The sequence below is a fragment of the Streptomyces sp. Edi4 genome (genome assembly GCF_040253615.1).
GTDB lineage: Bacteria > Actinomycetota > Actinomycetes > Streptomycetales > Streptomycetaceae > Streptomyces.
Window position 1 is genome coordinate 4,171,946 of sequence record NZ_JBEJGY010000004.1, and the last position, 21,848, is coordinate 4,193,793.

Annotated in this window: 17 protein-coding genes and 1 pseudogene; 10 read left to right on the plus strand and 8 right to left on the minus strand. The window is 70.0% G+C overall.

Going from position 1 to position 21,848, the window contains the following annotated elements; genetic code table 11:
• Positions 1–346 precede the first annotated feature (346 nt).
• Positions 347–1,429 carry a histidinol-phosphate transaminase gene (gene hisC, locus ABR738_RS20925; protein WP_350231516.1) on the plus strand — a complete coding sequence of 361 codons (1,083 nt, stop codon included), beginning with the start codon at positions 347–349 and terminating at the stop codon, positions 1,427–1,429.
• A 28-nt stretch (positions 1,430–1,457) separates the two neighbouring features.
• On the opposite strand, the gene ABR738_RS20930 is transcribed toward hisC, so the two are convergent.
• Positions 1,458–1,838: a cyclophilin-like fold protein gene (locus tag ABR738_RS20930; RefSeq protein ID WP_350231517.1), complete on the minus strand. Its 381-nt coding sequence runs from the start codon at positions 1,836–1,838 to the stop codon at positions 1,458–1,460.
• Positions 1,839–2,147: 309 nt separating this feature from the next.
• Here ABR738_RS20930 and ABR738_RS20935 point away from each other — a divergent pair, with 309 nt between their 5' ends.
• From ABR738_RS20935 to ABR738_RS20950, 4 genes are all read left to right on the plus strand, one after another.
• Positions 2,148–3,656, plus strand: a complete 1,509-nt coding sequence (locus ABR738_RS20935) for a cytochrome ubiquinol oxidase subunit I (protein ID WP_350231518.1) — start codon at positions 2,148–2,150, stop codon at positions 3,654–3,656.
• Between the two features lie 18 nt (positions 3,657–3,674).
• Positions 3,675–4,676 carry a cytochrome d ubiquinol oxidase subunit II gene (gene cydB, locus ABR738_RS20940; protein WP_350231519.1) on the plus strand — a complete coding sequence of 334 codons (1,002 nt, stop codon included), beginning with the start codon at positions 3,675–3,677 and terminating at the stop codon, positions 4,674–4,676.
• 92 nt (positions 4,677–4,768) lie between these two features.
• Positions 4,769–8,284 carry a thiol reductant ABC exporter subunit CydD gene (gene cydD, locus ABR738_RS20945; RefSeq protein ID WP_350231520.1) on the plus strand — a complete coding sequence of 1,172 codons (3,516 nt, stop codon included), beginning with the start codon at positions 4,769–4,771 and terminating at the stop codon, positions 8,282–8,284.
• A gap of 19 nt (positions 8,285–8,303) precedes the next feature.
• The gene (locus ABR738_RS20950; RefSeq protein ID WP_350231521.1) at positions 8,304–10,061 is read left to right on the plus strand and encodes a sensor histidine kinase; all 1,758 of its coding nucleotides are present in this window, start codon (positions 8,304–8,306) and stop codon (positions 10,059–10,061) included.
• 153 nt (positions 10,062–10,214) lie between these two features.
• Here the strand turns inward: ABR738_RS20950 and ABR738_RS20955 are convergent, their stop codons facing one another.
• Positions 10,215–11,084 (minus strand): Cof-type HAD-IIB family hydrolase, encoded by an 870-nt coding sequence (locus ABR738_RS20955; protein ID WP_350231522.1) that lies wholly within the window; start codon positions 11,082–11,084, stop codon positions 10,215–10,217.
• 191 nt (positions 11,085–11,275) lie between these two features.
• Between ABR738_RS20955 and ABR738_RS20960 the strand changes: the two genes are divergently transcribed.
• Together ABR738_RS20960 and ABR738_RS20965 are read left to right on the plus strand one after the other, a co-directional pair.
• Positions 11,276–12,160 (plus strand): DUF72 domain-containing protein, encoded by an 885-nt coding sequence (locus ABR738_RS20960; protein WP_350231523.1) that lies wholly within the window; start codon positions 11,276–11,278, stop codon positions 12,158–12,160.
• Entirely contained in the window at positions 12,151–13,050 is a 900-nt protein-coding gene (locus ABR738_RS20965; RefSeq protein ID WP_350231524.1) for an LLM class flavin-dependent oxidoreductase, read from the plus strand. Before ABR738_RS20960 ends, ABR738_RS20965 begins: the two co-directional genes overlap by 10 nt.
• Positions 13,051–13,088: 38 nt before the next feature.
• Here the strand turns inward: ABR738_RS20965 and ABR738_RS20970 are convergent, their stop codons facing one another.
• The 6 genes and pseudogenes from ABR738_RS20970 to ABR738_RS20995 form a co-directional block, all read right to left on the minus strand.
• On the minus strand, positions 13,089–13,553 hold the full coding sequence (locus ABR738_RS20970; protein ID WP_350231525.1) for a hypothetical protein: 465 nt from the start codon (positions 13,551–13,553) through the stop codon (positions 13,089–13,091).
• Between the two features lie 25 nt (positions 13,554–13,578).
• A pseudogene (locus ABR738_RS20975) lies at positions 13,579–13,972 on the minus strand (RNA 2'-phosphotransferase); the annotation flags it as partial.
• A gap of 268 nt (positions 13,973–14,240) precedes the next feature.
• The gene (locus tag ABR738_RS20980) at positions 14,241–15,188 is read right to left on the minus strand and encodes a MerR family transcriptional regulator (protein WP_350231526.1); all 948 of its coding nucleotides are present in this window, start codon (positions 15,186–15,188) and stop codon (positions 14,241–14,243) included.
• Positions 15,189–15,226: 38 nt separating this feature from the next.
• Positions 15,227–16,159, minus strand: coding sequence for a metal-dependent hydrolase (locus ABR738_RS20985; RefSeq protein WP_350231527.1), 933 nt, complete (start codon positions 16,157–16,159; stop codon positions 15,227–15,229).
• Positions 16,156–17,931 carry an SDR family oxidoreductase gene (locus tag ABR738_RS20990; protein ID WP_502964119.1) on the minus strand — a complete coding sequence of 592 codons (1,776 nt, stop codon included), beginning with the start codon at positions 17,929–17,931 and terminating at the stop codon, positions 16,156–16,158. Before ABR738_RS20990 ends, ABR738_RS20985 begins: the two co-directional genes overlap by 4 nt.
• Positions 17,928–18,776: a M24 family metallopeptidase gene (locus ABR738_RS20995; RefSeq protein ID WP_350231528.1), complete on the minus strand. Its 849-nt coding sequence runs from the start codon at positions 18,774–18,776 to the stop codon at positions 17,928–17,930. The genes ABR738_RS20990 and ABR738_RS20995 overlap by 4 nt, the downstream gene beginning before the upstream one ends.
• Positions 18,777–19,000: 224 nt before the next feature.
• Between ABR738_RS20995 and ABR738_RS21000 the strand changes: the two genes are divergently transcribed.
• Genes ABR738_RS21000 through ABR738_RS21010 form a run of 3 tightly spaced genes read left to right on the plus strand, consistent with a single transcriptional unit; the run spans position 19,001 to position 21,838 of the window.
• Complete coding sequence (locus ABR738_RS21000; protein ID WP_350231529.1) at positions 19,001–20,053, plus strand: ABC transporter ATP-binding protein; 1,053 nt, start codon at positions 19,001–19,003, stop codon at positions 20,051–20,053.
• The gene (locus tag ABR738_RS21005; protein WP_350231530.1) at positions 20,043–20,930 is read left to right on the plus strand and encodes an ABC transporter permease subunit; all 888 of its coding nucleotides are present in this window, start codon (positions 20,043–20,045) and stop codon (positions 20,928–20,930) included. The genes ABR738_RS21000 and ABR738_RS21005 overlap by 11 nt, the downstream gene beginning before the upstream one ends.
• Entirely contained in the window at positions 20,927–21,838 is a 912-nt protein-coding gene (locus ABR738_RS21010) for an ABC transporter ATP-binding protein (protein ID WP_350231531.1), read from the plus strand. Before ABR738_RS21005 ends, ABR738_RS21010 begins: the two co-directional genes overlap by 4 nt.
• Positions 21,839–21,848 lie beyond the last annotated feature (10 nt).

Sequence of the window (21,848 nt, forward strand, 5' to 3'; positions counted from 1 at the left end):
GCACGTTTCTGCATGATCGAAAACCGTCAATGACCTTGCTATGCAAGGGAGTTGGGCGATTCTGTGTCCTGGTGGCCCTCATCGACCCGTGGGCGGCTGCCAACTGTCCGATGTATCGAAGAGGTCTCAACTCACCTTCACGGGTGATGCGCGCCACGGCGCGTGCCACCGGCGTGCGGCAGACGCAGGAGCGCTCCCCCCGGCCTGTGCGCCCGCCCGGAACCGGTTCCCGTCCGCTATTCGCAGGCGGCCCGAATCCTCATAAGGTGAGAAGCATTGGATGTGTACGGAGCTGTCCGCGGCGGCGTGCACAGCATCTGTACGCGACGGTCGAGGAGGACCTGCGGTGAGCGAGACGAGCCCCAAGCTGCGCGCCGAGCTGGACGGCATCCCCACCTACAAGCCGGGCAAGCCCGCCGCGGCGTCCGAGGGGCCGGTCGCCTACAAGCTGTCCTCGAACGAGAACCCCTACCCGCCGCTGCCCGGTGTGATGGAGAGCGCCCTCGCGGCCGCCGGGAACTTCAACCGCTACCCCGACATGGCGTGCACCGCGCTGATGGACGAGCTGGCGGAGCGCTTCGGGGTCCCGCACGCGCACTTGGCCACCGGCACGGGTTCGGTGGGGGTGGCCCAGTCGCTGATCCAGTCCACGTCGGGCCCCGGCGACGAGGTCATGTACGCCTGGCGCTCCTTCGAGGCCTACCCGATCATCACGCAGATCAGTGGAGCGACGTCCGTGCGGGTGCCGCTGACCCCGGGCGACGTGCACGACCTCGACGCGATGGCGGACGCGGTCACCGACCGGACCCGGCTGATCTTCGTCTGCAACCCGAACAACCCGACCGGCACCGTGGTGCGCCGGGCCGGGCTGGAACGGTTCCTCGACCGGGTGCCCTCCGACGTCCTCGTGGTCCTCGACGAGGCCTACCGGGAGTTCATCCGCGACACCGAGGTGCCGGACGGCCTCGAGATCTACCGGGACCGCCCGAACGTGGCCGTCCTGCGCACCTTCTCCAAGGCGTACGGGCTCGCCGGCCTACGGGTCGGTTTCGCGGTGGCCCACGAGCCGGTCGCCGCCGCGCTGCGCAAGACGGCCGTGCCCTTCGGCGTCAGCCAGCTCGCCCAGGACGCGGCGGTCGCCTCCCTGCGGGCCGAGGACGAACTGATGGGTCGCGTCGGCTCGTTGGTGTGCGAGCGGGACCGGGTGTACGAGGGCCTGGTGCAGCAGGGCTGGACGGTGCCCGAGACGCAGGCGAACTTCGTCTGGCTGCGCCTGGGGGAGCGCACCATGGACTTCGCCGCGACCTGCGAGGCGGCGGGCGTCGTGGTGCGGCCGTTCGCGGGCGAGGGCGTACGCGTAACGATCGGCGAGACCGAGGCCAACGACCTCTTCCTCAAGGTCGCCGAAGGCTTCCGCAAGCAGGCCTGACGCGTTACCGGGCGGCCCCTCGGGTCTCTCAGAGGGCGTCGACCCGGATCGGGTCGCCGGAGCGGACGGTGGCGAGCAGCCGGGGGTCGCCGTCGATCCGGCCGAGTACGTTGCACGGGCTCGCGAGCCGGCATTCGTCACCGCGCGAGATGGGGGTGGGCCCGTACGCCAGCGCGAGTGCGTCGCCGTCCGTCCAGAACGCCACCGTGCCCGGCTCCACCACCTGCCGCGCGCCCGCCTCTCTGGCCGGGGAGACGGGGGTGTCGAAATAGACCTCCTCGCCCCAGGTGTGGGCGGTGGACGTGATCGGAAGGGCCCCTGCCAGCGCCGTGCTGGTGGGGGTTTTCTCGAGCGTCGCGGTGAGGCTGCCCGCGGGCCATGAGATGCGTATGCGCAGCTGGTTCTCCATGGCGCCGAATTCAACAAGATGTTGAAGTCCTTGGGAAGGGGGTGTCCACGCCCGCCTTCTTCCGAAGGGCACCCGGCCTTGGGCTTCCGAAGGGCGCCCGGCCTCGGGCCTCCGCAGGAGACCCCTGGGCTTCCGGAGTGGGCCCCTGGACTCTCTGAGGGGACCCCCCCTGGAACGGTCGACAGCCAGTACGACATAATGCTTGTGAATGTGAACGCGTTCACAAGCGCCCCGCTTCCTCCCATGATCGGGCGGATTAAAGGGGCAAGCCTGCGGCTGTGACCACGGCGATGTAAGGAGAGTGCCGACGTGGACCTGGCTCTGGCGCCGGAGACTCTGGCGCGATGGCAGTTCGGCATCACCACCGTCTACCACTTCCTCTTCGTTCCCTTGACGATCTCTCTCGCCGCCCTCGTGGCCGGCCTGGAGACCGCCTGGGTACGGACCGGCAAGGAGAAGTACCTCAAGGCGACCAAGTTCTGGGGCAAGCTCTTCCTGATCAACATCGCGATGGGTGTGGTCACGGGCATCGTCCAGGAATTCCAGTTCGGCATGAACTGGTCCGACTACTCGCGGTTCGTCGGCGACATCTTCGGTGCGCCGCTCGCCTTCGAAGCGCTCATCGCCTTCTTCTTCGAGTCCACTTTCATCGGGCTGTGGATCTTCGGCTGGGACAAGCTGCCGAAGAAGATCCACTGCGCCTGCATCTGGATGATCTCCCTCGGCACCATCCTGTCCGCCTACTTCATCCTTGCGGCCAACTCCTGGATGCAGCACCCGGTCGGCTTCAAGCTCAACAAGGCCACCGGCCGCGCGGAGCTCACCGACTTCTGGAAGGTCCTGACCCAGGACACCACCCTGGTCGTCGCCTTCCACACACTGACCGCCGCGTTCCTCACCGGTGGCGCCTTCATGGTCGGCGTGGCCGCCATCCATCTGCGCCGCAAGAAGCACATCCCCGTGATGCGCACCTCGCTCCGGCTCGGCCTGATCACGCTGGTGATCGGGGGACTGCTCACGGCCGTCAGCGGTGACTCGCTCGGCAAGGTCATGTTCAAGCAGCAGCCCATGAAGATGGCCGCCGCCGAGGCCCTGTGGGACGGCGAGCAGCCCGCGCCGTTCTCGATCTTCGCCGTCGGTGACGTGGCCAAGGGCCACAACGACGTCGAGATATCGGTGCCGGGAGTCCTGTCCTTCCTCGCCGACAACAACTTCTCGTCCTACGTGCCGGGCATCAACGACGTGAACAAGGCCGAGCAGCAGAAGTTCGGGCCCGGCGACTACCGGCCCAACATCCCGGTCACCTTCTGGGGCTTCCGCTGGATGATCGGCTTCGGCATGACGTCCTTCGCCATCGGACTCGTCGGGCTCTGGCTGACCCGCAAGAAGTTCATGCTGGCCCCGGCGATGAGGACCGGTGAGGACGAGGTGCCGCATCTGGTGCTCTTCAAGAGCAAGGCACTCGGCGCCCGTTTGACCAAGTGGTACTGGTTCGCCGCGGTCTGGACGCTCGGCTTCCCGCTGATCGCCAACTCGTGGGGCTGGATCTTCACCGAGATGGGTCGCCAGCCCTGGGTCGTGTACGGCGTGCTGCGCACCCGGGACGCGGTCTCCCCCAGCGTCTCGCAGGGCGAAGTGCTCACCTCGATGATCGTCTTCACGCTCCTTTACGCCGTGCTCGCGGTGGTCGAGGTCAAGCTGCTCGTCAAGTACGTCAAGGCCGGACCGCCCGAACTCACCGAGGACGACCTCAACCCGCCCACCAAGATCGGCGGGGACGACCGCGACCCCGACCGGCCGATGGCCTTCTCGTACTGAGGCTGAGGAGATCGAGGCATGGAACTCCACGACGTCTGGTTCGTACTCATCGCCGTCCTGTGGACCGGCTACTTCTTCCTGGAGGGATTCGACTTCGGGATCGGCATCCTGACGAAGCTGCTGGCCCGGGACCGCACCGAGAAGCGCGTCCTGATCAACACCATCGGGCCCGTGTGGGACGGCAACGAGGTGTGGCTGCTCACGGCCGGCGGCGCGACGTTCGCCGCCTTCCCCGAGTGGTACGCGACGCTCTTCTCCGGCTTCTACCTGCCGCTGCTGATCATCCTGGTCTGCTTGATCGTCCGGGGTGTCGCCTTCGAGTACCGCGCCAAGCGACCCGAGGAGTCGTGGCAGCGCAACTGGGAGCAGGCCATTTTCTGGACCTCGCTCGTCCCCGCGTTCCTCTGGGGCGTGGCCTTCGCCAATATCGTGCGAGGGGTCAAGATCGACGCGCACATGGAGTACGTCGGCGGCTTCTGGGATCTGCTCAATCCGTTCGCTCTCCTTGGCGGGCTGGTCACGCTTTCCCTGTTCACCTTCCACGGCGCGGTGTTCGCCTCGCTCAAGACGCTGGGCGGCATCCGCGAACGGGCTCGGGCGCTGGCGCTCAAGCTGGGTCTGGTGGCGGCCGTGCTCGCGCTCGGTTTCCTGGTCTGGACCCAGGTCTCGCGTGGTGACACCAAGAGCCTGGTCGCGATGGTCGTGGCTGTGCTCGCGCTGGTCGGGGCGATCGTAGCCATCAAGGCCGGGCGCGAGGGCTGGTCGTTCGCGCTGTCGGGCATCACGATCGCCGCCTCGGTGACGATGCTCTTCCTGGCACTCTTCCCGAACGTCATGCCGTCCTCGCTGAACGGCGCATGGAACCTCACGGTCTCCAATGCCTCGTCCAGTCCGTACACCTTGAAGATCATGACGTGGTGCGCCGGGGTCGCGACTCCGCTCGTACTGCTCTACCAGGGCTGGACGTACTGGGTCTTCCGTAAGCGGATCGGCACCAAGAACATCGCCGAAACGCACTAACCTCTGCGGTCCCCCGGTTCGGTGGGGCGTGTTTCACGTGAAACACGCCCTCCGGGCCGACTCTGAACCCTTCCCGTTGGGGGATGTTTCACGTGAAACCCATCGACCCGCGTCTGCTCCGGTACGCCCGCGCCACGCGCTTTTTCCTCGCCGCCGTGGTGGTGCTCGGCCTGGTCGGTGCCGGGTTGATCGTCGCCCAGGCGATGCTCATCGCGAATGTCGTCGTAGGAGCGTTCCAGCACGGCCATACCGTGGCCGGGCTGAGGACGTCGCTACTGCTCCTCGCCGCGGTCGCGGTCGGAAGGGGTCTGGTCTCCTGGCTGACGGAGCTGGCCGCCCACCGGGCGAGCGCCGCGGTCAAATCGGAACTGCGTGGCCGGCTCCTGGAGCGCGCGGCGGGGCTTGGCCCTGAATGGCTGGGCGGACAGCGCACGGGTTCACTCGTCGCGCTGGCCACGCGAGGGGTGGACGCCCTCGACGACTACTTCGCCCGCTATCTGCCGCAACTGGGTCTGGCTGTGGTCGTCCCGGTGGCGGTGCTCGCGCGGATCGTCACCGAGGACTGGGTGTCCGCCGCGACGATCGTGATCACCCTTCCGCTCATCCCGCTGTTCATGATGCTGATCGGCTGGGCGACCCAGTCGCAGATGGACCGGCAGTGGCGGCTGCTGTCGCGCCTGTCGGGGCACTTCCTCGACGTGGTCGCCGGGCTGCCGACGCTCAAGGTCTTCGGCCGGGCCAAGGCGCAGGCCGAGTCCATCAGGACGATCACCTCCGACTACCGCAGAGCGACCCTGAAGACGCTGCGGATCGCCTTCATCTCGTCCTTTGCCCTGGAACTGCTCGCGACGATCTCGGTGGCGCTGGTCGCGGTGGGCATCGGCATGCGCCTGGTCCACGGCGACCTCGATCTCTCCACCGGTCTGACGATTCTGATCCTGGCTCCGGAGGCCTATCTGCCGCTGCGACAGGTCGGGGCGCAGTACCACGCGGCGGCGGAGGGGCTTTCGGCCGCCGAGGAGATCTTCGAGGTTCTGGAGACCCCGCTGTCGAAGGGTGGCAGTGCCACGGTGCCGGAGGGGCCGGTCCGTATCGTGGTGGACGCCGTGACCGTGCGCCATCCCGGACGAACGGAGCCCTCCCTCGCGGACGCCTCCCTGGTGGTCGAGCCGGGCGAGACAGTGGCCCTGACCGGGCCGAGCGGCGTCGGCAAATCGACGCTCCTCCACGCCGTGCTCGGCTTCGTGGCGCCTCGGGAAGGCGGCCGGATCCTCGTGTCCGGTACGGACCTCGCGACGCTGTCCTTGGAGGACTGGCGTGAGCGCGTCGCCTGGGTACCGCAGCGGCCGCATCTGTTCGCGGGGACGATCGCCGACAACGTCCGCCTGGCCCGGCCCGACGCCGACGACGCGGCCGTACTCGACGCCCTGCGCGACGCGGGTGCCTACGACTTCGTGGCCGCGCTGCCGGAGGGCGTGGCCACCGTCCTGGGCGAGCAAGGCGCGGGGCTCTCGGCCGGACAACGCCAGCGCCTCGCTCTGGCCCGGGCCTTTCTGGCCGACCGGCCGGTGCTGCTGCTCGACGAGCCCACGGCGGCGCTGGACGGCGAGACGGAGGCCGGCATCGTCGAGGCGGTGCGCAGGCTCGCGTTGGGCCGCACGGTCCTGCTCGTCGTGCACAGGCCCGCGCTGCTCGCCGTCGCGGACCGCGTGGTGGGACTGCGGCCCGGTGAGGCGCCGTCGAGCGTCCCCGTGCGAGAAACATCAGGTCCGGCCTCAACTCCGGTGCGACCGGCGGACGTTGATGCTTTCGTCCCGGACGCGTCAGGGACGAGTGACGCGGCCGGCCGCGACCCGCTGGCCCGGGTGCGCGGTGCGGCGCGGGGACTGCGCGGTCGCATCGCGCTCGCGCTGCTCCTCGGCGCGCTGGCCCTCGGTTCAGCCGTCGGCCTCATGGCCACGTCCGGCTGGCTCATCTCGCGTGCCGCGCAACAGCCGCCGGTGCTCTACCTGATGGTCGCCGTCACCGCGACCCGCGCCTTCGGCATCGGGCGGGCCGTGTTCCGCTACGCCGAGCGCCTTGTCTCGCACGACGCCGTTCTGCGGATGCTCGCCGAGCTGCGGGTCGCGGTGTACCGGCGCCTTGAGCGGATCGCACCGGCCGGGCTGCGCGAGACCCGCCGCGGAGACCTGCTCTCGCGTCTGGTCTCGGATGTGGACGAACTCCAGGACTACTGGCTGCGCTGGGCGCTCCCGGCCGGGGTCGCCGTCGTCGTATCGGTCCTGAGCGCCGGATTCACCGCCTGGCTGCTGCCCGAGGCCGGAGCCGTGCTCGCGGTGGGACTCCTCGTCGCGGGGGTGCTGGTTCCATGCGTCAGTGGGGCGCTGGCCCGGCGGGCCGAGCGGCAGCTCGCTCCGGCTCGCGGCGCGCTCGCCACCCGGGTGGCCGATCTGCTCACGGGAACCGGTGAGCTGACCGTGGCCGGCGCCGTCGATCGCCGTCTCACCGACGTGAAGGACGCCGACTCGGTGCTGACCCGGATCGCGTCGCGAGGCGCTGCCTCCACCGCGCTCGGCGGCGGACTGTCCGCGCTGGTCTGTGGTCTCACCGTGGCGGGCGGCGCCCTGGCCGGCGTGCGCGCGGTCGCGGACGGCCGCCTGGACGGGGTGCTGCTCGCCGTGGTGGTGCTCCTCCCGCTCGCCGCCTTCGAAGCCGTGACCGGGCTGCCGTTGGCCGTGCAGGCCCGTCAGCGCGTCCGGCGCAGTGCCGAGCGGGTCTACGAAATGCTTGACGCCCCGGCCCCGGTGCGGGAGCCGGACGCGCCTCAGGCCGCGCCCGCCACCCCGTTCCCCTTGGAGGTGCGTGGCCTGAGCGCCCGGTACGCGGGGCAGGAGCGGAACGCGCTGCACGATTTCGGGCTGCGCCTCACCCCCGGTATGCGGGTGGCTGTGGTCGGGGCGTCGGGGTCGGGCAAGACCACCCTGGCGCAGGTACTGCTGCGTTTCCTCGACGCCGAACAGGGCACGTACGAGCTCGGCGGACGCGATGCGGCCCAGCTCGACAGCGACGACGTGCGACGCATGGTCGGGCTCTGCGCCCAGGACGCGCACCTGTTCGACAGTTCCGTACGCGAGAACCTGCGGCTGGCCCGCACCGACGCGACCGATGACGAACTGCGTGGCGCCCTGGCGAGGGCCCGGCTCCTGGACTGGGTGGACGCGCTGCCCGACGGTCTCGACACCCTCGTCGGTGAACACGGCGCCCGGCTCTCCGGCGGCCAGCGTCAGCGGCTGGCCCTGGCCAGGGCCTTGCTCGCCGACTTCCCGGTGCTCGTCCTTGACGAGCCCGCCGAGCACTTGGACCTGGCGACCGCCGACGCGCTCACCGCGGACCTGCTGGATCTCACCGAAGGCCGCACCACCGTCCTGATCACCCACCGGCTGCGGGGTCTGGACGCCGTCGACGAAGTCATCGTGCTCGACGAGGGGAGGACCGTGCAGCGAGGCGCGTACGAGGACCTGGCGCTCGTCGAGGGGCCGCTGCGCCGCATGCTGGAACGTGAACGCGAGACGGAGGCCACGGCGTACCCGACTTTCCTCGCTAAATAGGACTAACTACTCTCAAGGCATGCCAGTGCCGCGAGACCCGCAGAGATCGCCGGGCCACAGGGACGTCCACCGCCCGGACCGCCGGGAGCATGATCCGCTCGACGCGGCGGCTCGGGCCGACCGCAGTCTGCGGGGGCTGTCAACCGAGCTGACCGCGCGCGTCCCGCAGCTCCTCGAAGCGATGCGCTCGGTCGGCACAGGCCTGGAACTGCACTCCACTCTCGACCGGATCTGCCAGACGGCGGCCGAACTCGCCGACGCGCGGTACGCGGCGATCGGCGTGGTGGACGAGGGAGGCAGGGGCCTGTCCGACTTCGTGACGTACGGCGTCAGCGACGAGGAGGCCCGGGCGATCGGACACCGGCCCGATGGCCATCGGGGGCTCCTTGGCTGGCTGATACACCACCCCGAACCCCTGCGCCTCGCCGAGATCGCGGCCGATCCCCGCTCGGCCGGACTTCCCCCGCACCATCCCCCGATGTGTACGTTCCTGGGCGTTCCCATCCGCGTACAGGGCGAGATCTTCGGAAACCTCTATCTGACCGAGAAGCGTGGTGGAGGCGAGTTCAACGATTACGACCTGCACATGGTGCGAGTGCTCGCCACGGAGGCCGGGATCGCCGTCGGCAATGCCCGGCTCTACGAAGCGGCGCGCCAGCGCGAGCGGTGGATCGACGGCTCGGTCGCGGTCACCACCGCTCTGCTCTCGGGCGGCGACGCGGACGACGCCCTGGAGGTGGTCGCCGAACAGGCCCGCCATCTGGCCGACGCCGACGCGGGCATCGTGCTGCTGCCCGCCGAGGAGGGCGGTCTGGAGATCGTCGCGGTCTCAGCCGACAACCCGCGGGTCTCCCTCGGCATGGTGGTCCCACCGGAGAGTCCGGTCGTCTCCACCCTGCTCGACGGTGAGGCGGTCTTCGTCGAGAACGCCGCTTCCGACCCGCGCATGATCACCAAACTGGCGGAGCGTTACGGGCCGAGCATGCTGCTGCCCCTCCAGAGCGGAGGCCGGGTCCTTGGCGCTCTCGCCACGCCCCGGGTGCTCGGGGGGCGCCCCTTCACCGAGGTCGAACGGACGCTGGCCGGCCAGTTCGCCTCGCAGGCCGCGCTCGCCCTGATGATGGCGGAGGCCCAGCGGGACCGGGAACGCCTCGCGGTGTACGAAGACCGGGACCGCATCGCCCGTGACCTGCACGATCTGGTAATCCAGCGGCTCTTCGCCACCGGGATGATGCTGGAGGGCGCCCAGCGCAAGTCTGTCGTGCCCGAGGTGCAGGGAGGCATCGGCCAGGCGGTCGACGAACTCGACGTCACCATTCAGGAGATCCGTACCGCGATCTTCGCGCTCCAACAGGGCCCCGCCGAAGCGCCTTCGGGACTGCGCACCCGCGTCCTCCGGGAGATCAACATGGCTGCCGTGCCGCTCGGCTTCAAACCGGCCCACCGCTTCCTCGGCGCGGTCGACACCCTGGTCGGCGAACTGACCGGCAAGAACCTCATCGCCGCGCTGCGCGAGGCGCTTTCGAACGCCTTCCGGCACGCCGAGGCCTCCCGCATCGAGGTGGCTGTCGATGCCACGGCACAACTGCCGGACGGCAGTCCCGGGGTGCGGCTCACCGTCGCGGACAACGGCGTCGGGATGCCGCCGGGCGGCCGCCGCAGCGGACTGCGCAACCTTCAGCGGCGGGCCGAGGCGCTGGGCGGATCGAGTTCCTACGGGCCGGGAATCGGCGACGCGGGCGGCGGTACGACCGTCCTGTGGGAGGCGCCGCTCTGACGACGAGCGGGGGTGCGGAGCGGCCCGGGGGCTGTTTCACGTGAAACAGCCCCGAAAAACCGCCCGCCCCGCCGCACTCGCCCCCTCGGGTCAGCAGATGTTTCACGTGAAACGCCCCGCTGCCCGGGTCTCGCGCCGGGTGGACCAGGCCCTTCAGAGCGCCTTGAGGATCTGCTCGATGACGACCGCCACGCCGTCCTCGTTGTTGGCAGCGGTGTGCGCGGCCGCAGTGGCCAGGACATCGGGGTGGGCGTTGCCCATCGCGTAGGAGGTGCCCGCCCAGCTCAGCATCTCCATGTCGTTGGGCATGTCGCCGAAAGCCACCACCTCGGCGGGGGAAATGCCGCGCTCGGCGCAGCACACGGCCAGAGTGGAAGCCTTGGAGACGCCCGCGCCGCTGATCTCCAGGAGCGCGGTCGGGCTCGACCGGGTGATCTCGGCACGGCCTTCCACGGCGGTGCGGGCCAGGGCGAGGAAGTCGTCCGGGGCCAGCTCGGGATGGAAGGCAAGCACCTTGAGTACCGGCTGGTCGGCGGCGTCGTTGTCCTCGGCCAGCAGCTTCGCCGCCGGCGCGATGCTTGCGGCCGGGTCCATGTGCATGGGCGGATAGGCGAGTTCGTGGTGGAAGCCACCGGTTCGCTCGACGGCGAAGGACGTGCCCGGCACGGCCGCCCGCAGCAGGGCGACGACGTCGCGGGCCGCCGACGCTTCCACGGGCCGCACCTTCACGAAGCGAGGGCCGTCGCTGTCGCCGTGCAGATCGACCACGGCCGCGCCGTTGCCGCAGATGGCCAGGCCGTGGCCATGGACGTGGGCACTGACGACGTCCATCCAGCGGGCCGGGCGGCCGGTGACGAAGAAGACCTCGATGCCCGCCTCTTCGGCGGCGGCCAGAGCCGCGACCGTACGGTCCGAAACGGACTTGTCGTCGCGGAGCAGGGTGCCGTCCAGGTCGGTCGCGATGAGCCGCGGCGCGGTCGGGACGGGGCGGATGGCCGGGGCGGGATCCGTAGCAGAGGTCACCGGTCCATTGTCCCGTACACGGACGCACGGGCGTGCGACTGGGCGCGCAGATGAGAGCGTCGCCCGGTGCGCCCGGGGCACGAGGGGGCGTACGGGAGGGGAGGGGCGCTCCGGCCGGGCACGGGCGGGGTGCGGCCGAGCCGCACGCAGGCCGGACGAATCCGTCCGCGCGGTCGGGGAAGGCTGGCGGGATGGGAGAGATCCGGGTGGGAACCTGCTCATGGACGGACAAGGCGCTGGTGTCCAGCGGCTGGTACCCGAAGGGACAGCGCGACGCCGAAGGCAGGCTGCGTCACTACGCGGCGCAGTTTGCTGTGGCGGAGGTGGACTCCACCTACTACGGGCTGCCCAGCACCCGCAACAGTTCTCTGTGGGCCGACCGCACCCCTGAGGGTTTCCGGTTCGACGTGAAGGCGTTCTCGCTGCTCACCGGGCATCCCACCAGGCCGGAAGCGCTGCCGGCCGATCTGCGGTCGGCGCTTGCACGCCGGCAGACGGGCACCGATCCCGGCCTGCTCGACGAGGTGTGGAACCGGTTCAGTTCCGCACTCGAACCGCTGCGGGCGGCTGGCCGGCTGGGCACGCTGGTCTTCCAGTTCCCGCCCCGGCTGGGGCCGGGCAGGCCGGCCGTGGAGTTTCTGCGCCGGTGCCGTGAGCGCGCCAAGGGCTGGCCGGTGGCGGTGGAGTTCCGCCACCCCGGCTGGTGGCGTGAGGAGCACGCCGACGCGACGAGTGCCCTGCTGGCGGAGCTGGACACGGCGGCCGTGGCCGTGGACATGGTCCAGACACTCCCCACCTCTGTGCCGCCCGTCGCACGGGTCACCACACCGGAGCTGGCCCTGGTGCGCCTGCACGGCCGCAACAGCGCTTGGGGGACGGGCACCAAGGAGGAGAAGTTCCGCCACGCGTACACGCCCGAAGAGCTCTCCGAGTGGGTGCCGCGCGTGCGGACGATGGCCGAACAGGCCCGGGAGGTGCACGTGCTCTTCAACAACTGTTGCGGTGACGCCGCCGTCCGCGCCGCACAGTCGATGCGGCACCTGCTCGGCTCTCGTAGGGTCGTGCCATGCGACTGAGCACTGTGATTCTGCCGATCGACCGCTGGCACGACGGTGGCCGCGAGACGTGGCTGCGCGCCGAGGAGCTGGGCTTCCACACCGCGTACACCTATGACCATCTGTCCTGGCGGACCTTCCGCGACGGCCCCTGGTTCGGCGCGGTCCCCACCCTTACGGCCGCCGCTACCGCCACCACGCGGATGCGGCTCGGCACCCTGGTCACTTCGCCGAACTTCCGTCACCCGGTGACGCTCGCGAAGGACCTGCTCACGCTCGACGACGTGTCGAACGGCCGTCTCACGCTCGGAATCGGCGCGGGCGGCAACGGCTTCGACGCCACCGCCCTCGGGCAGACGGCGTGGACCCCGCGCGAACGGGCCGACCGTTTCGGCGAGTTCGTGCCGCTGCTTGACCGGTTGCTCACCGAGGATTCGGTGACATACGACGGGACCTTCTATTCGGCGGTCGAGGCGCGCAACATCCCAGGCTGCGTCCAGCGGCCCAGGATCCCCTTCGCGGTGGCGGCGACCGGACCGCGCGGCCTGAAGCTGGCCGCCAAGTACGGGCAGGCGTGGGTGACCACGGGCGACCCGAAACTCTTCGAGAGCGGCACGCCCGAGCAGTCCCTCCAGGCGATCGGCGGCCAGCTCAAGAAGCTGGGCGCGGCCTGCGACGAGATCGGACGGGACGCGGACGAGCTGGACAAGATCCTGCTCACGGGCTTCACCCCGCAGCCGGGGCGCCCGTTGGAATCGCTGGACGCGTTCGTGGACTTCGCGGGCCGGCACTTCGAACTCGGCATCACCGAGATCGTCCTGCACACCCCGATCCCTGACTCCGACTTCGCGGCCGATCCTCAGGTCTTCGAGCGGATCGCCACCGAAGGCCTGGCCCAACTCGGCGGTTAGGAGGTGGGCCCGGCTCCCGCAGGACCAGGGAACAAGTGTTAGCCCTTTCTGCCCCGGACACGCGCGCTCATCCACGGTGTGAGCACACCGGGCAGGACCAGTTCCTTGTACGTCTCGTCGGCGGGCAGTGGCACGACCAGCCACCACGCCGGCGGGAAGACGCGGCCCTTGACGTGGGCGATTCCGCCGTAGACGGACCGCAGGAAGGCGGGTACGCGCTCGCGCGGCACATCGTCGAACTGGACGCCGTCGACGGTGATTTGAGCGTCGTCCTCCGGATACACCCGCACGGACACCGACGGTGAGCCGCCGAGTTCGACGTATGCCTCGTGTGGCAGGGAGCCGTCCGGATCGCGCACCACGAACGCCCCGGCGGACGTGCGCCGAGAGGTGCGGTCAGCCCCGATGTCGTCGGTGACCTCGACCTCAAGACGGAACTCGTCGGCGATCGCGCGAATCGCCGTGACCACGGATTGCGTGGTGGGCAGATGGGGGTGCGTCATGACGCCGATCATGCCAAGCGCGAGGTCATCGTGGCAGCCGCAGAAACGCGGGTGGTACGGAAAAGGCCAGCCAGACCCCGTTGGCGCTGACGTGGAAGACGTGTCCTCGCCGGTGCATGGCTGCGGCGTCCACACTCAGCGCCACGGGACGGCCGCGGCGGGTGCCGACGAGGTCGGCGGTCTCGCGGTCGGCGCTCTCGCGGCCGGGTGAGAGATGGACGTGATGGCGGTCCATGGGGCCCAGGCTTTCCGTGCGGATCGCCGCAAGGGCGCGGGGACTGCGCCGTGGCAGAGGTACGCGGGCGGCTCCACGGGCGGCGGGCCGAGATCGACGCGCACGGTGGGGCCCTGGTGGGCGCGGATCCGGCCGCCCTCGACGGCGACCGTCGCTTGTCGTTGGTGGCGACCACGTGCGCGAGCCGCACGGTGGGCTTTCCCAGCTCTCCGTAGACCTGGCTCTGCGTCGCCGACCAGACGTGCGTCAAACGACGTCCCGAACAGTCGTGGGAAGCGCGTCGGCCGCCAACCCGCCCTCCTTCCGACGAAACAGTGACGACAATCACCGTAATAGGAGCGAGAGTTGCGTTTGTTCCACAGTGAAAACGCTTTATCCACAGGCGATTTGGGCGCCCTGTGGACAACCCCCTCAGCATGTATGGCATTTGTCCAATAATCGCCCCCGCGAGGCTATTTGACGGATTGATGTGCATGCTCCGCCTGGTGTTGACGCGCCAACGCGTCCAACGCCCGCGCCCGTACCTCGCGTTCGGACGCCGCAGCGATGAACTCGGAGACGTTGTCCCGCCCGACCAGGTCCTCGACCGCCCTGACGGTCTCCGCCGGCAGCCGCACCGGGGCGGGGTCCAGGTGGGGCGGGGCGGGGGCGGGAGCGCCCAGGTGTCGCTGGAGGTGGCGGGTGGCGAACAGGCGCATGGCGCGGGCCAGTTCGGCGTCCACCGTCTGCTGGGCCAGCGGTCGCAGACGGCGTACGAGATCGGCGGCCTCCGCGGCTTCCGTGTCGCTGGGAGGGCGGTGGCCCAGGTACCGGGCGAAGACATGTTCAGTGGTGAAGTCGAGGAAGCGGGCCGCGATGTGTTCGACCTGGCCGCGCAGCTCGCGCAGATGCCCGGAGATGGCATCCAGCGGGACCCCGGCAGCGTGCAACTCGGCTGCCACGGCCAGCTCTTGGGGGCTCGGGACGAGGAATTCGGCGTCGTTGTCCGGTACACGCTCCAAGATGCCCAGCTCCACCGCTTCGGCGACCGCGCCGTCGTCCGGCCGGCCGCCGAACGTCTCGTCGAGATCGGCGCGTGAGATACGGGCGGCCTCCTCGTCGGTCCAGGGGCCGTTGACCTCGGCGACCAGGCCGAGCACTCCGCCGAGGCCGCGCCCGGCGTCCCAGGCCTCCAGGAGTTCCTTGATGGAGGCCAGGGTGTAGCCGCGGTCGAGGAGATCGGCGATCTGGTGCAGCCGGGCGAGGTGGGTGTCGCCGTAGACGTTGGAGCGGCCGCGCCGTTCGGGCCGGGGCAGCAGGCCCCGGTCCTGGTAGGCGCGGATCGTACGGACCGTGGCGCCGCTGGCGTGTGCCAGGTCCTCGATCCGGTACTCGGCCGGCGCCGCGGCCTGCGGTGCCACCTGTCGCGGTGCTGACTGCCCGGACAAACCCACTCCCTCTACCCCAGGGCGGCGCGGCCCACCGCGCCCGCCGCCGCGCGGGCCGCCGGCGAGGCCGCGAGGTATTCGACGGCCTTGCGCAGGGAGCCCTCCTGCGAGGGATGGTACGACCGGCGCACATAGCGGGGTATGGCCGAGCCCAGCTCCTTCCAGGTGGGCAGCAGGCCACGGCGTACCCCCCGGTTGTGCTCGCGCAGCGAGTAACGCGTGCGGCCGGCGAGTTGCGGGTCGTGCCGGATCAGATGGAAGGCGCCCCACGTCCACAGCCACAGCAGGACCGGGACCACGACGGCCATCCCCTCGATGCGCCGGGCGTACCGAATCAGACCCGCGCCCCCGCAGTGCTGGTACATGTCGAAGGCCACCGACCGGTGTTCGACCTCCTCGGCGCCGTGCCAGCGCAGCAGATCCAGCATGACCGCGTCGGTGCCGGCCCGGTCCAGGCCGTCGGCGTCCAGGACCCAGGTGCCGAGGACGGCGGTGAACTGCTCTATGGCGGCGATCAGCGAGAGCCGGAAGCGCAGCCACTCCCGCGCCGTGACCGGCGCGCCGAACGGGGGCTCGTCGCCGAGCAGCTTCTCGAAGAGGAAGTCCACATGCCGGGTGTAGGGAGCGGTGTCGAGCCGTTGGCGGGCCAAGTGGTCGAGAACGTAGGCGTGTTGGACGCTGTGTGTCGCCTCCTGGCCCATGAACCCCTTGACGTCCTGGAGCAGCACGGGATCGGTGACCAGCGGCAGGGCTTCCTTGAAGACCCTCACGAACCAGCGCTCGCCCGCCGGAAGCAGCAGGTGCAGCACATTGATCACATGGGTGGCGATGGGCTCGTCCGGTATCCAGTGCAGCGGGGTCCTCTCCCAGCCGAAGGAGACCCGGCGCGGGGATATCCGGTGGCGCTCCGCGCCCTTGGCGGCGTCCGGGCGGTCGGTGCTCACAGCGGCGGCTCCAATCGGGCGATCGCGCGCAGCGTCCTCGGCGCGAAGCGGGACATGAGGTGGGCGCCACGAGCCTCGGGGGTCACCGGCACCACGGCCTGGTTCTTCACGACGGCCCGCAGGATCGCCGACGCCACCTTCTCCGGCGGGAAGTTGCGCAGCCCGTACAGACGGGAGGCCTTCTTCCGCAGGCGCGTCTCCTCAGTGGCGTCCACGCCGGTGAAGCGCGCGGTCGAGGTGATGTTGGTGTTGACGAAGCCGGGGCAGATCGCGGAGACACCGATGCCTTGTCCTGCCAGTTCGGCGCGCAGGCACTCGCTGAGCATCAGGACCGCGGCCTTGGAGGTGCTGTAGGCGGGCAGCGCGCGGGAGGGCTGGTAGGCGGCGGCGGAAGCGGTGTTGACGATGTGGCCCCCCTGCCCGCGCTCGGCCATCTGCTTGCCGAAGATCCGGCAGCCGTGGATGACGCCCCAGACGTTGACGTCGAGGACCTTCCTCCAGTCATCGGCGGTGGTGTCGAAGAAGGAGCCCGAGAGCCCGATCCCGGCGTTGTTGACCAGGACGTCGACGGTGCCGTACTCGCGGGCCACCTTCTCGCCCAGCTTCTCCATGGCCTGCTCGTCGCTGACGTCGACGCCCTCGCCCCAGGCGTCGGGCGCCCCGATGAGCCGGGACATCTCGGCGGTCCGTGACGCGCCCTCGGCGTCCCGGTCCACGGCGACGATTCGCGCCCCGGCCTCGGCGAACGCGAAGGCGGTGGCCCGGCCGATGCCGCTCGCGGCGCCGGTGACCAGGACCAGCTGGCCGCCGAACCGGTCGGCGTGCGGGCCCGACGCGACAGTGTCCCGCGCCGGTATGCCGTCCTCGTTGGCACGGACGAACTCGGCGATCCAGGAGGCCAGTTGATCGGGACGGGTGCGGGGGACCCAGTGCTTGGCGGGGAGGGTGCGGCGCACCAGCCGCGGCGCCCAGTGCTCGAGACCGGCGGAGAGCTTGGGTGAGAGGAACGCGTCGTCGAGCGGGGTGATGAGCTGGACGGGCACATGGGCGTACGCATCCGGGCGGGGGCGGCGCAGCCGGGCGCGCACGTTGTCGCGGTAGAGCCAGGCGCCGTGCGCCGCGTCCTGCGGGAGTGAGCCCGTGGGGTAGCCGTCGGCGCGCACCTTCTCGACCCGCTGGAGGATCTTGGGCCAGTGCTTGCCCAGCGGGCCGCGCCAGGCGAGCTCGGGCAGGACGGGGGTGTGCAGCATGTACACATACCAGGACTTGGCTCCCTGGCCCAGGAGTTGGGCCGCCGCGCGCGGGGTCGGACGGCTCACGCGCTGGTGGATCCAGTGCCCGAAGTGATCGAGGGAGGGCCCCGACATCGAGGTGAAGGAGGCGATCCGGCCCTCGGTGCGCTTGACCGTGGCGAACTCCCAGCCCTGCACCGACCCCCAGTCGTGGCCGACCAGATGGACCGGCCGGCCGGGGCTGACCGCGTCCGCGACCGCCAGGAAGTCATCCGTCAGCTTCTCCAGGGTGAAGCCGCCGCGCAGCGGTGCCGGCGCCGTGGAACGGCCGTGGCCGCGTACGTCGTAGAGCACCACGTGGAAGTGCTCGGCGAGCCGGGCGGCGACCTCGGACCACACCTCCTTGCTGTCGGGGTAGCCGTGCACGAGCAGCACGGTGGGCCGGGTGTCGTCACCCAGTTCCGCCACGCACAGCTCTATGCCGCCGGTCCGCACCCAGCGCTCGCGCGCTCCTTCGATGTGCCCGTTCGTCACGCTCACGCCACCTTCTCCTCGGCCCAGCGCCGCACATGCGGCAGGTCGTCGTCCAGCCAGAACGCGCTCTGCTCGGGGTCCCGGGAGTCGGTGACGACCAGGATCTCCTCGAACTTCGCGCCCGTACCCCGAAATCCCAGGTGCGGCTCGACCGCCCACAGCCCGGGGCGGGGCGGATGGTCGGAGAACTTGTAGGGGGACCACAGGGGCGACCAGCCGTCCCGGTGGCCGTGCAGCACGTCGCTCGCCAAACCCTTCAGCGCCTGGGTTCCGAACCCCAGCACGCTGGGCGACCAGCGGCGCTCCTTCACCTGGCCGATCTTGTGGGCGATCACGCCGAACGGATAGGCACGGTGCCGGTTGGCGTATCCCTGGCGGATCATGAGCCGGTCCACGCTTTCGTAGATCTCACGCAGCGGCCGCCGCTCGCGCACCTCGCGCAGGATCAGCGCGCGGTGCGCCTCCAGATCGGCCAGCAGCCGGTTGTGCACGGGGTTGAGACCGAGGCAGCCCGAGTAGCCGATGTCGGCGGTGAAGCCGTTGTGGACGGGGGCCATGTCGAGGATGAAAGGCATCCCCGCCTCCAGGCGCCGGTTGGTGGGGAAGAACTGAAGCGGCACGCGGAAACCGGTGAACGCCGTGCGGTCGCCGAACCAGGCGAACGGCAGGTGGAACCAGTCCCGCACGCCCCGTTCACGCAGCCAGTCCCGCTGCATGCGGGCGGCCTCCCGCTCCGTCACCCCCGGCTTGAGCTGGGCGGCGACCGCCTCCGCGCACTCGTACGCGAGGCGCTGCACGTGTCTGAACCCGCTGAGCCGAGCCTCGGCTCCGATCCGCGCTGCCGCTGGCATCCGTCCACCCCTGTCGCCCTACGCGTGCGTAACTTGACACTGATGAATGTGACAATGCCCGGCGGCTGCGTCAAGGGTGTCGTGTCGGCCTGTGGACAACGGGCCGGTTGTGGACAACCGCGTCCCTCGGGGCGGTGACTTCCTCAGCCTTACGTACAAGGACCCCTACGGGGCCGTACCTCTGGAGTCGGACATGGATCCAGCCGTCTGGGCTGACGATTCGTGTGGTGCGCGCCACTACCGTCGATGACGTGACTGTGATCGTGACCGAAAGCCTGAGCAAGCGGTTCCCCCGGGTGACCGCGCTTGACCGGCTCTCCTTGGACATCGGCCCCGGAGTGACCGGGCTGGTGGGCGCCAACGGAGCCGGCAAGTCCACGTTGATCAAGATTCTTCTTGGTCTCTCGCCCGCCACGGAGGGCACCGCCGCCGTCCTCGGCCTGGACGTCGCCACCAGCGGCGGTGCCATCCGTGAGCGGGTGGGCTACATGCCGGAGCACGACTGCCTGCCACCCGACGTCTCGGCCACCGAGTTCGTCGTGCACATGGCGCGCATGTCCGGTCTGCCGGCCACCGCCGCCCGCGAGCGCACCGCGGACACCCTGCGCCACGTCGGCCTCTACGAGGAGCGCTACCGCCCCATCGGCGGTTACTCGACGGGCATGAAGCAGCGGGTCAAGCTCGCCCAGGCGCTCGTCCACGACCCCCAACTGGTCCTGTTGGACGAGCCGACCAACGGTCTCGACCCGGTGGGCCGCGACGAGATGCTGGGCCTGATCCGCCGCATCCACACCGACTTCGGCATCTCGGTCCTGGTCACCTCACACCTGTTGGGCGAGCTGGAGCGCACCTGCGACCACGTCGTCGTCATCGACGGCGGGACGCTGCTCCGCTCCTCCTCCACCAGCGACTTCACCCAGACCACCACCACGCTCGCGGTCGAGGTCACCGACTCCGACACCCACCCCGACGGCACGGAGGCGGTGCGCGAGGCCCTGGCCGAGGCCGGCCTCACGCTGCACGCCGGCGTCGAGGACGGACTGCCGGGCGCCGGCCACATCCTGCTGGTGGAGGCGGCGGGCGAGGACACCTACGACACCGTCACCGCCACCGTGGCCCGCCTCGGTCTCGGTCTCGTACGGATGGAACAGCGCCGTCACCACATCGCCGAGGTCTTCCAGACGCCGGCGCGGGAGCCGGTCCCCGAACGCGCCGCCGCGTGGGCAGCCACCGCGGCGGGCGCCGAGCAGAAGGGAGGCGGCCACGATGGCAACTGACAGCGCCCAGACCCAGATCCACAACATCGGCTACCGCGACTACGACGGACCGCGCCTCGGCCGGGCCTACGCCCGCCGCTCGCTCTTCTCGCAGTCACTGCGCGGGGCCTACGGGCTCGGCCGCAGCGCCAAGTCCAAGATCCTTCCGATGCTGCTGTTCGCGGTGATGTGCCTGCCCGCCGGCATCATGGTCGCGGTCGCCGTCGCCACCAAGGCCAATGACCTCCCGGTGGCGTACACGCGGTACGCGATCTTCCTCCAGGCCGTCATCGGTCTGTTCGTCGCGGCCCAGGCACCCCAGAGCGTGTCGCGCGACCTGCGCTTCAAGACGGTCCCGCTGTACTTCTCGCGGCCGATCGAGCGCGTGGATTACGTCCTGGCCAAGTTCGCCGCCATGGCGTCGGCCCTGTTCATCATCACGGGCACGCCGCTGGTGATCCTTTATATCGGCGCTCTGCTCGCCAAACTCGACTTCGCGGACCAGACCAAGGGGTTCGCCCAGGGGCTGGTCTCCGTGGCTCTGCTTTCCCTCCTCTTCGCCGGGCTCGGCCTGGTCATCGCCGCCCTGACACCGCGCCGGGGCTTCGGCGTCGCCGCCGTCATCGCCGTCCTGACCGTCTCTTTCGCGGCGGTCTCCGCAGTCCAGGGCATCGCCATGAGCCAGGACTCGGTGGGCGTGATCAAGTGGCTCGGGCTGTTCTCCCCCATCACGCTCATCGACGGCGTGGGAACCGCGTTCCTGGGTGCCAGTTCCTCCTTCCCCGGTGGCCACGGACCGGGCTCCGGTGCCGGAGTGGTCTACCTGCTCGTCGTCCTCGCGCTGATCTACGGCTCGTACGCCGTCCTGATGCGCCGCTACCGGAAGGTGGGGCTGTGACCACCATCGACATCGACCACACCTCACGCTGGTTCGGCAACGTGGTGGCGGTCAACGACGTCACGATGACGATCGGGCCGGGTGTCACCGGGCTGCTCGGCCCCAACGGCGCGGGAAAGTCCACCCTCATCAACATGATGGGCGGCTTCCTCGCCCCCTCCACCGGCTCGGTCACGCTCGACGGCGAGAAGATCTGGCGCAACGAATCCGTCTACCGGAAGATCGGAATCGTCCCCGAGCGGGAAGCCATGTACGACTTCCTCACGGGCCGCGAATTCGTCGTCGCCAACGCCGAGTTGCACGGCCTGGGCGCACGTGAGGCCGGCCGCGCGCTGGCCACCGTCGAGATGGAGTACGCCCAGGACCGCAAGATCCAGACCTACAGCAAGGGCATGCGCCAGCGCGTCAAGATGGCCTCCGCCCTCGTCCACGACCCCTCGGTGCTGCTGCTCGACGAGCCGTTCAACGGCATGGACCCGCGGCAGCGCATGCAACTGATGGATCTGCTGCGGCGGATGGGAGCCGAGGGCCGCACGGTGCTGTTCTCCTCGCACATCCTCGAAGAGGTCGAGCAGTTGGCCTCGCACATCGAGGTCATCGTGGCCGGACGGCACGCCGCCAGTGGTGACTTCCGCAAGATCCGCCGCCTGATGACGGACCGCCCGCACCGCTATCTGATCCGCTCGAGCGACGACCGCGCGCTGGCGGCGGCGCTGATCGCGGACCCCTCGACCGCCGGGATCGAGGTGGACCTCAAGGAGGGCGCGCTGCGGGTACAGGCCGTGGACTTCGGCCGGTTCACCACCCTGCTCCCCCAGGTGGCCCAGGCGAACGGCATCCGGCTGCTGACGGTCTCGCCGTCGGACGAATCCCTCGAGTCCGTCTTCTCCTACCTCGTCGCGGCCTGAGCGCCTCCAG

Excerpts from the sequence above, each read along its gene's own strand:
- ABR738_RS20930 (WP_350231517.1), bottom strand. The coding sequence starts at position 1,838 with ATGGAGAACCAGCTGCGCATACGCATCTCATGGCCCGCGGGCAGCCTC.
- cydB (WP_350231519.1), top strand. The coding sequence starts at position 3,675 with ATGGAACTCCACGACGTCTGGTTCGTACTCATCGCCGTCCTGTGGACC.
- ABR738_RS20950 (WP_350231521.1), top strand. The coding sequence starts at position 8,304 with ATGCCAGTGCCGCGAGACCCGCAGAGATCGCCGGGCCACAGGGACGTC.
- ABR738_RS20960 (WP_350231523.1), top strand. The coding sequence starts at position 11,276 with ATGGGAGAGATCCGGGTGGGAACCTGCTCATGGACGGACAAGGCGCTG.
- ABR738_RS20965 (WP_350231524.1), top strand. The coding sequence starts at position 12,151 with ATGCGACTGAGCACTGTGATTCTGCCGATCGACCGCTGGCACGACGGT.
- ABR738_RS20970 (WP_350231525.1), bottom strand. The coding sequence starts at position 13,553 with ATGACGCACCCCCATCTGCCCACCACGCAATCCGTGGTCACGGCGATT.
- ABR738_RS20995 (WP_350231528.1), bottom strand. The coding sequence starts at position 18,776 with ATGCCAGCGGCAGCGCGGATCGGAGCCGAGGCTCGGCTCAGCGGGTTC.
- ABR738_RS21005 (WP_350231530.1), top strand. The coding sequence starts at position 20,043 with ATGGCAACTGACAGCGCCCAGACCCAGATCCACAACATCGGCTACCGC.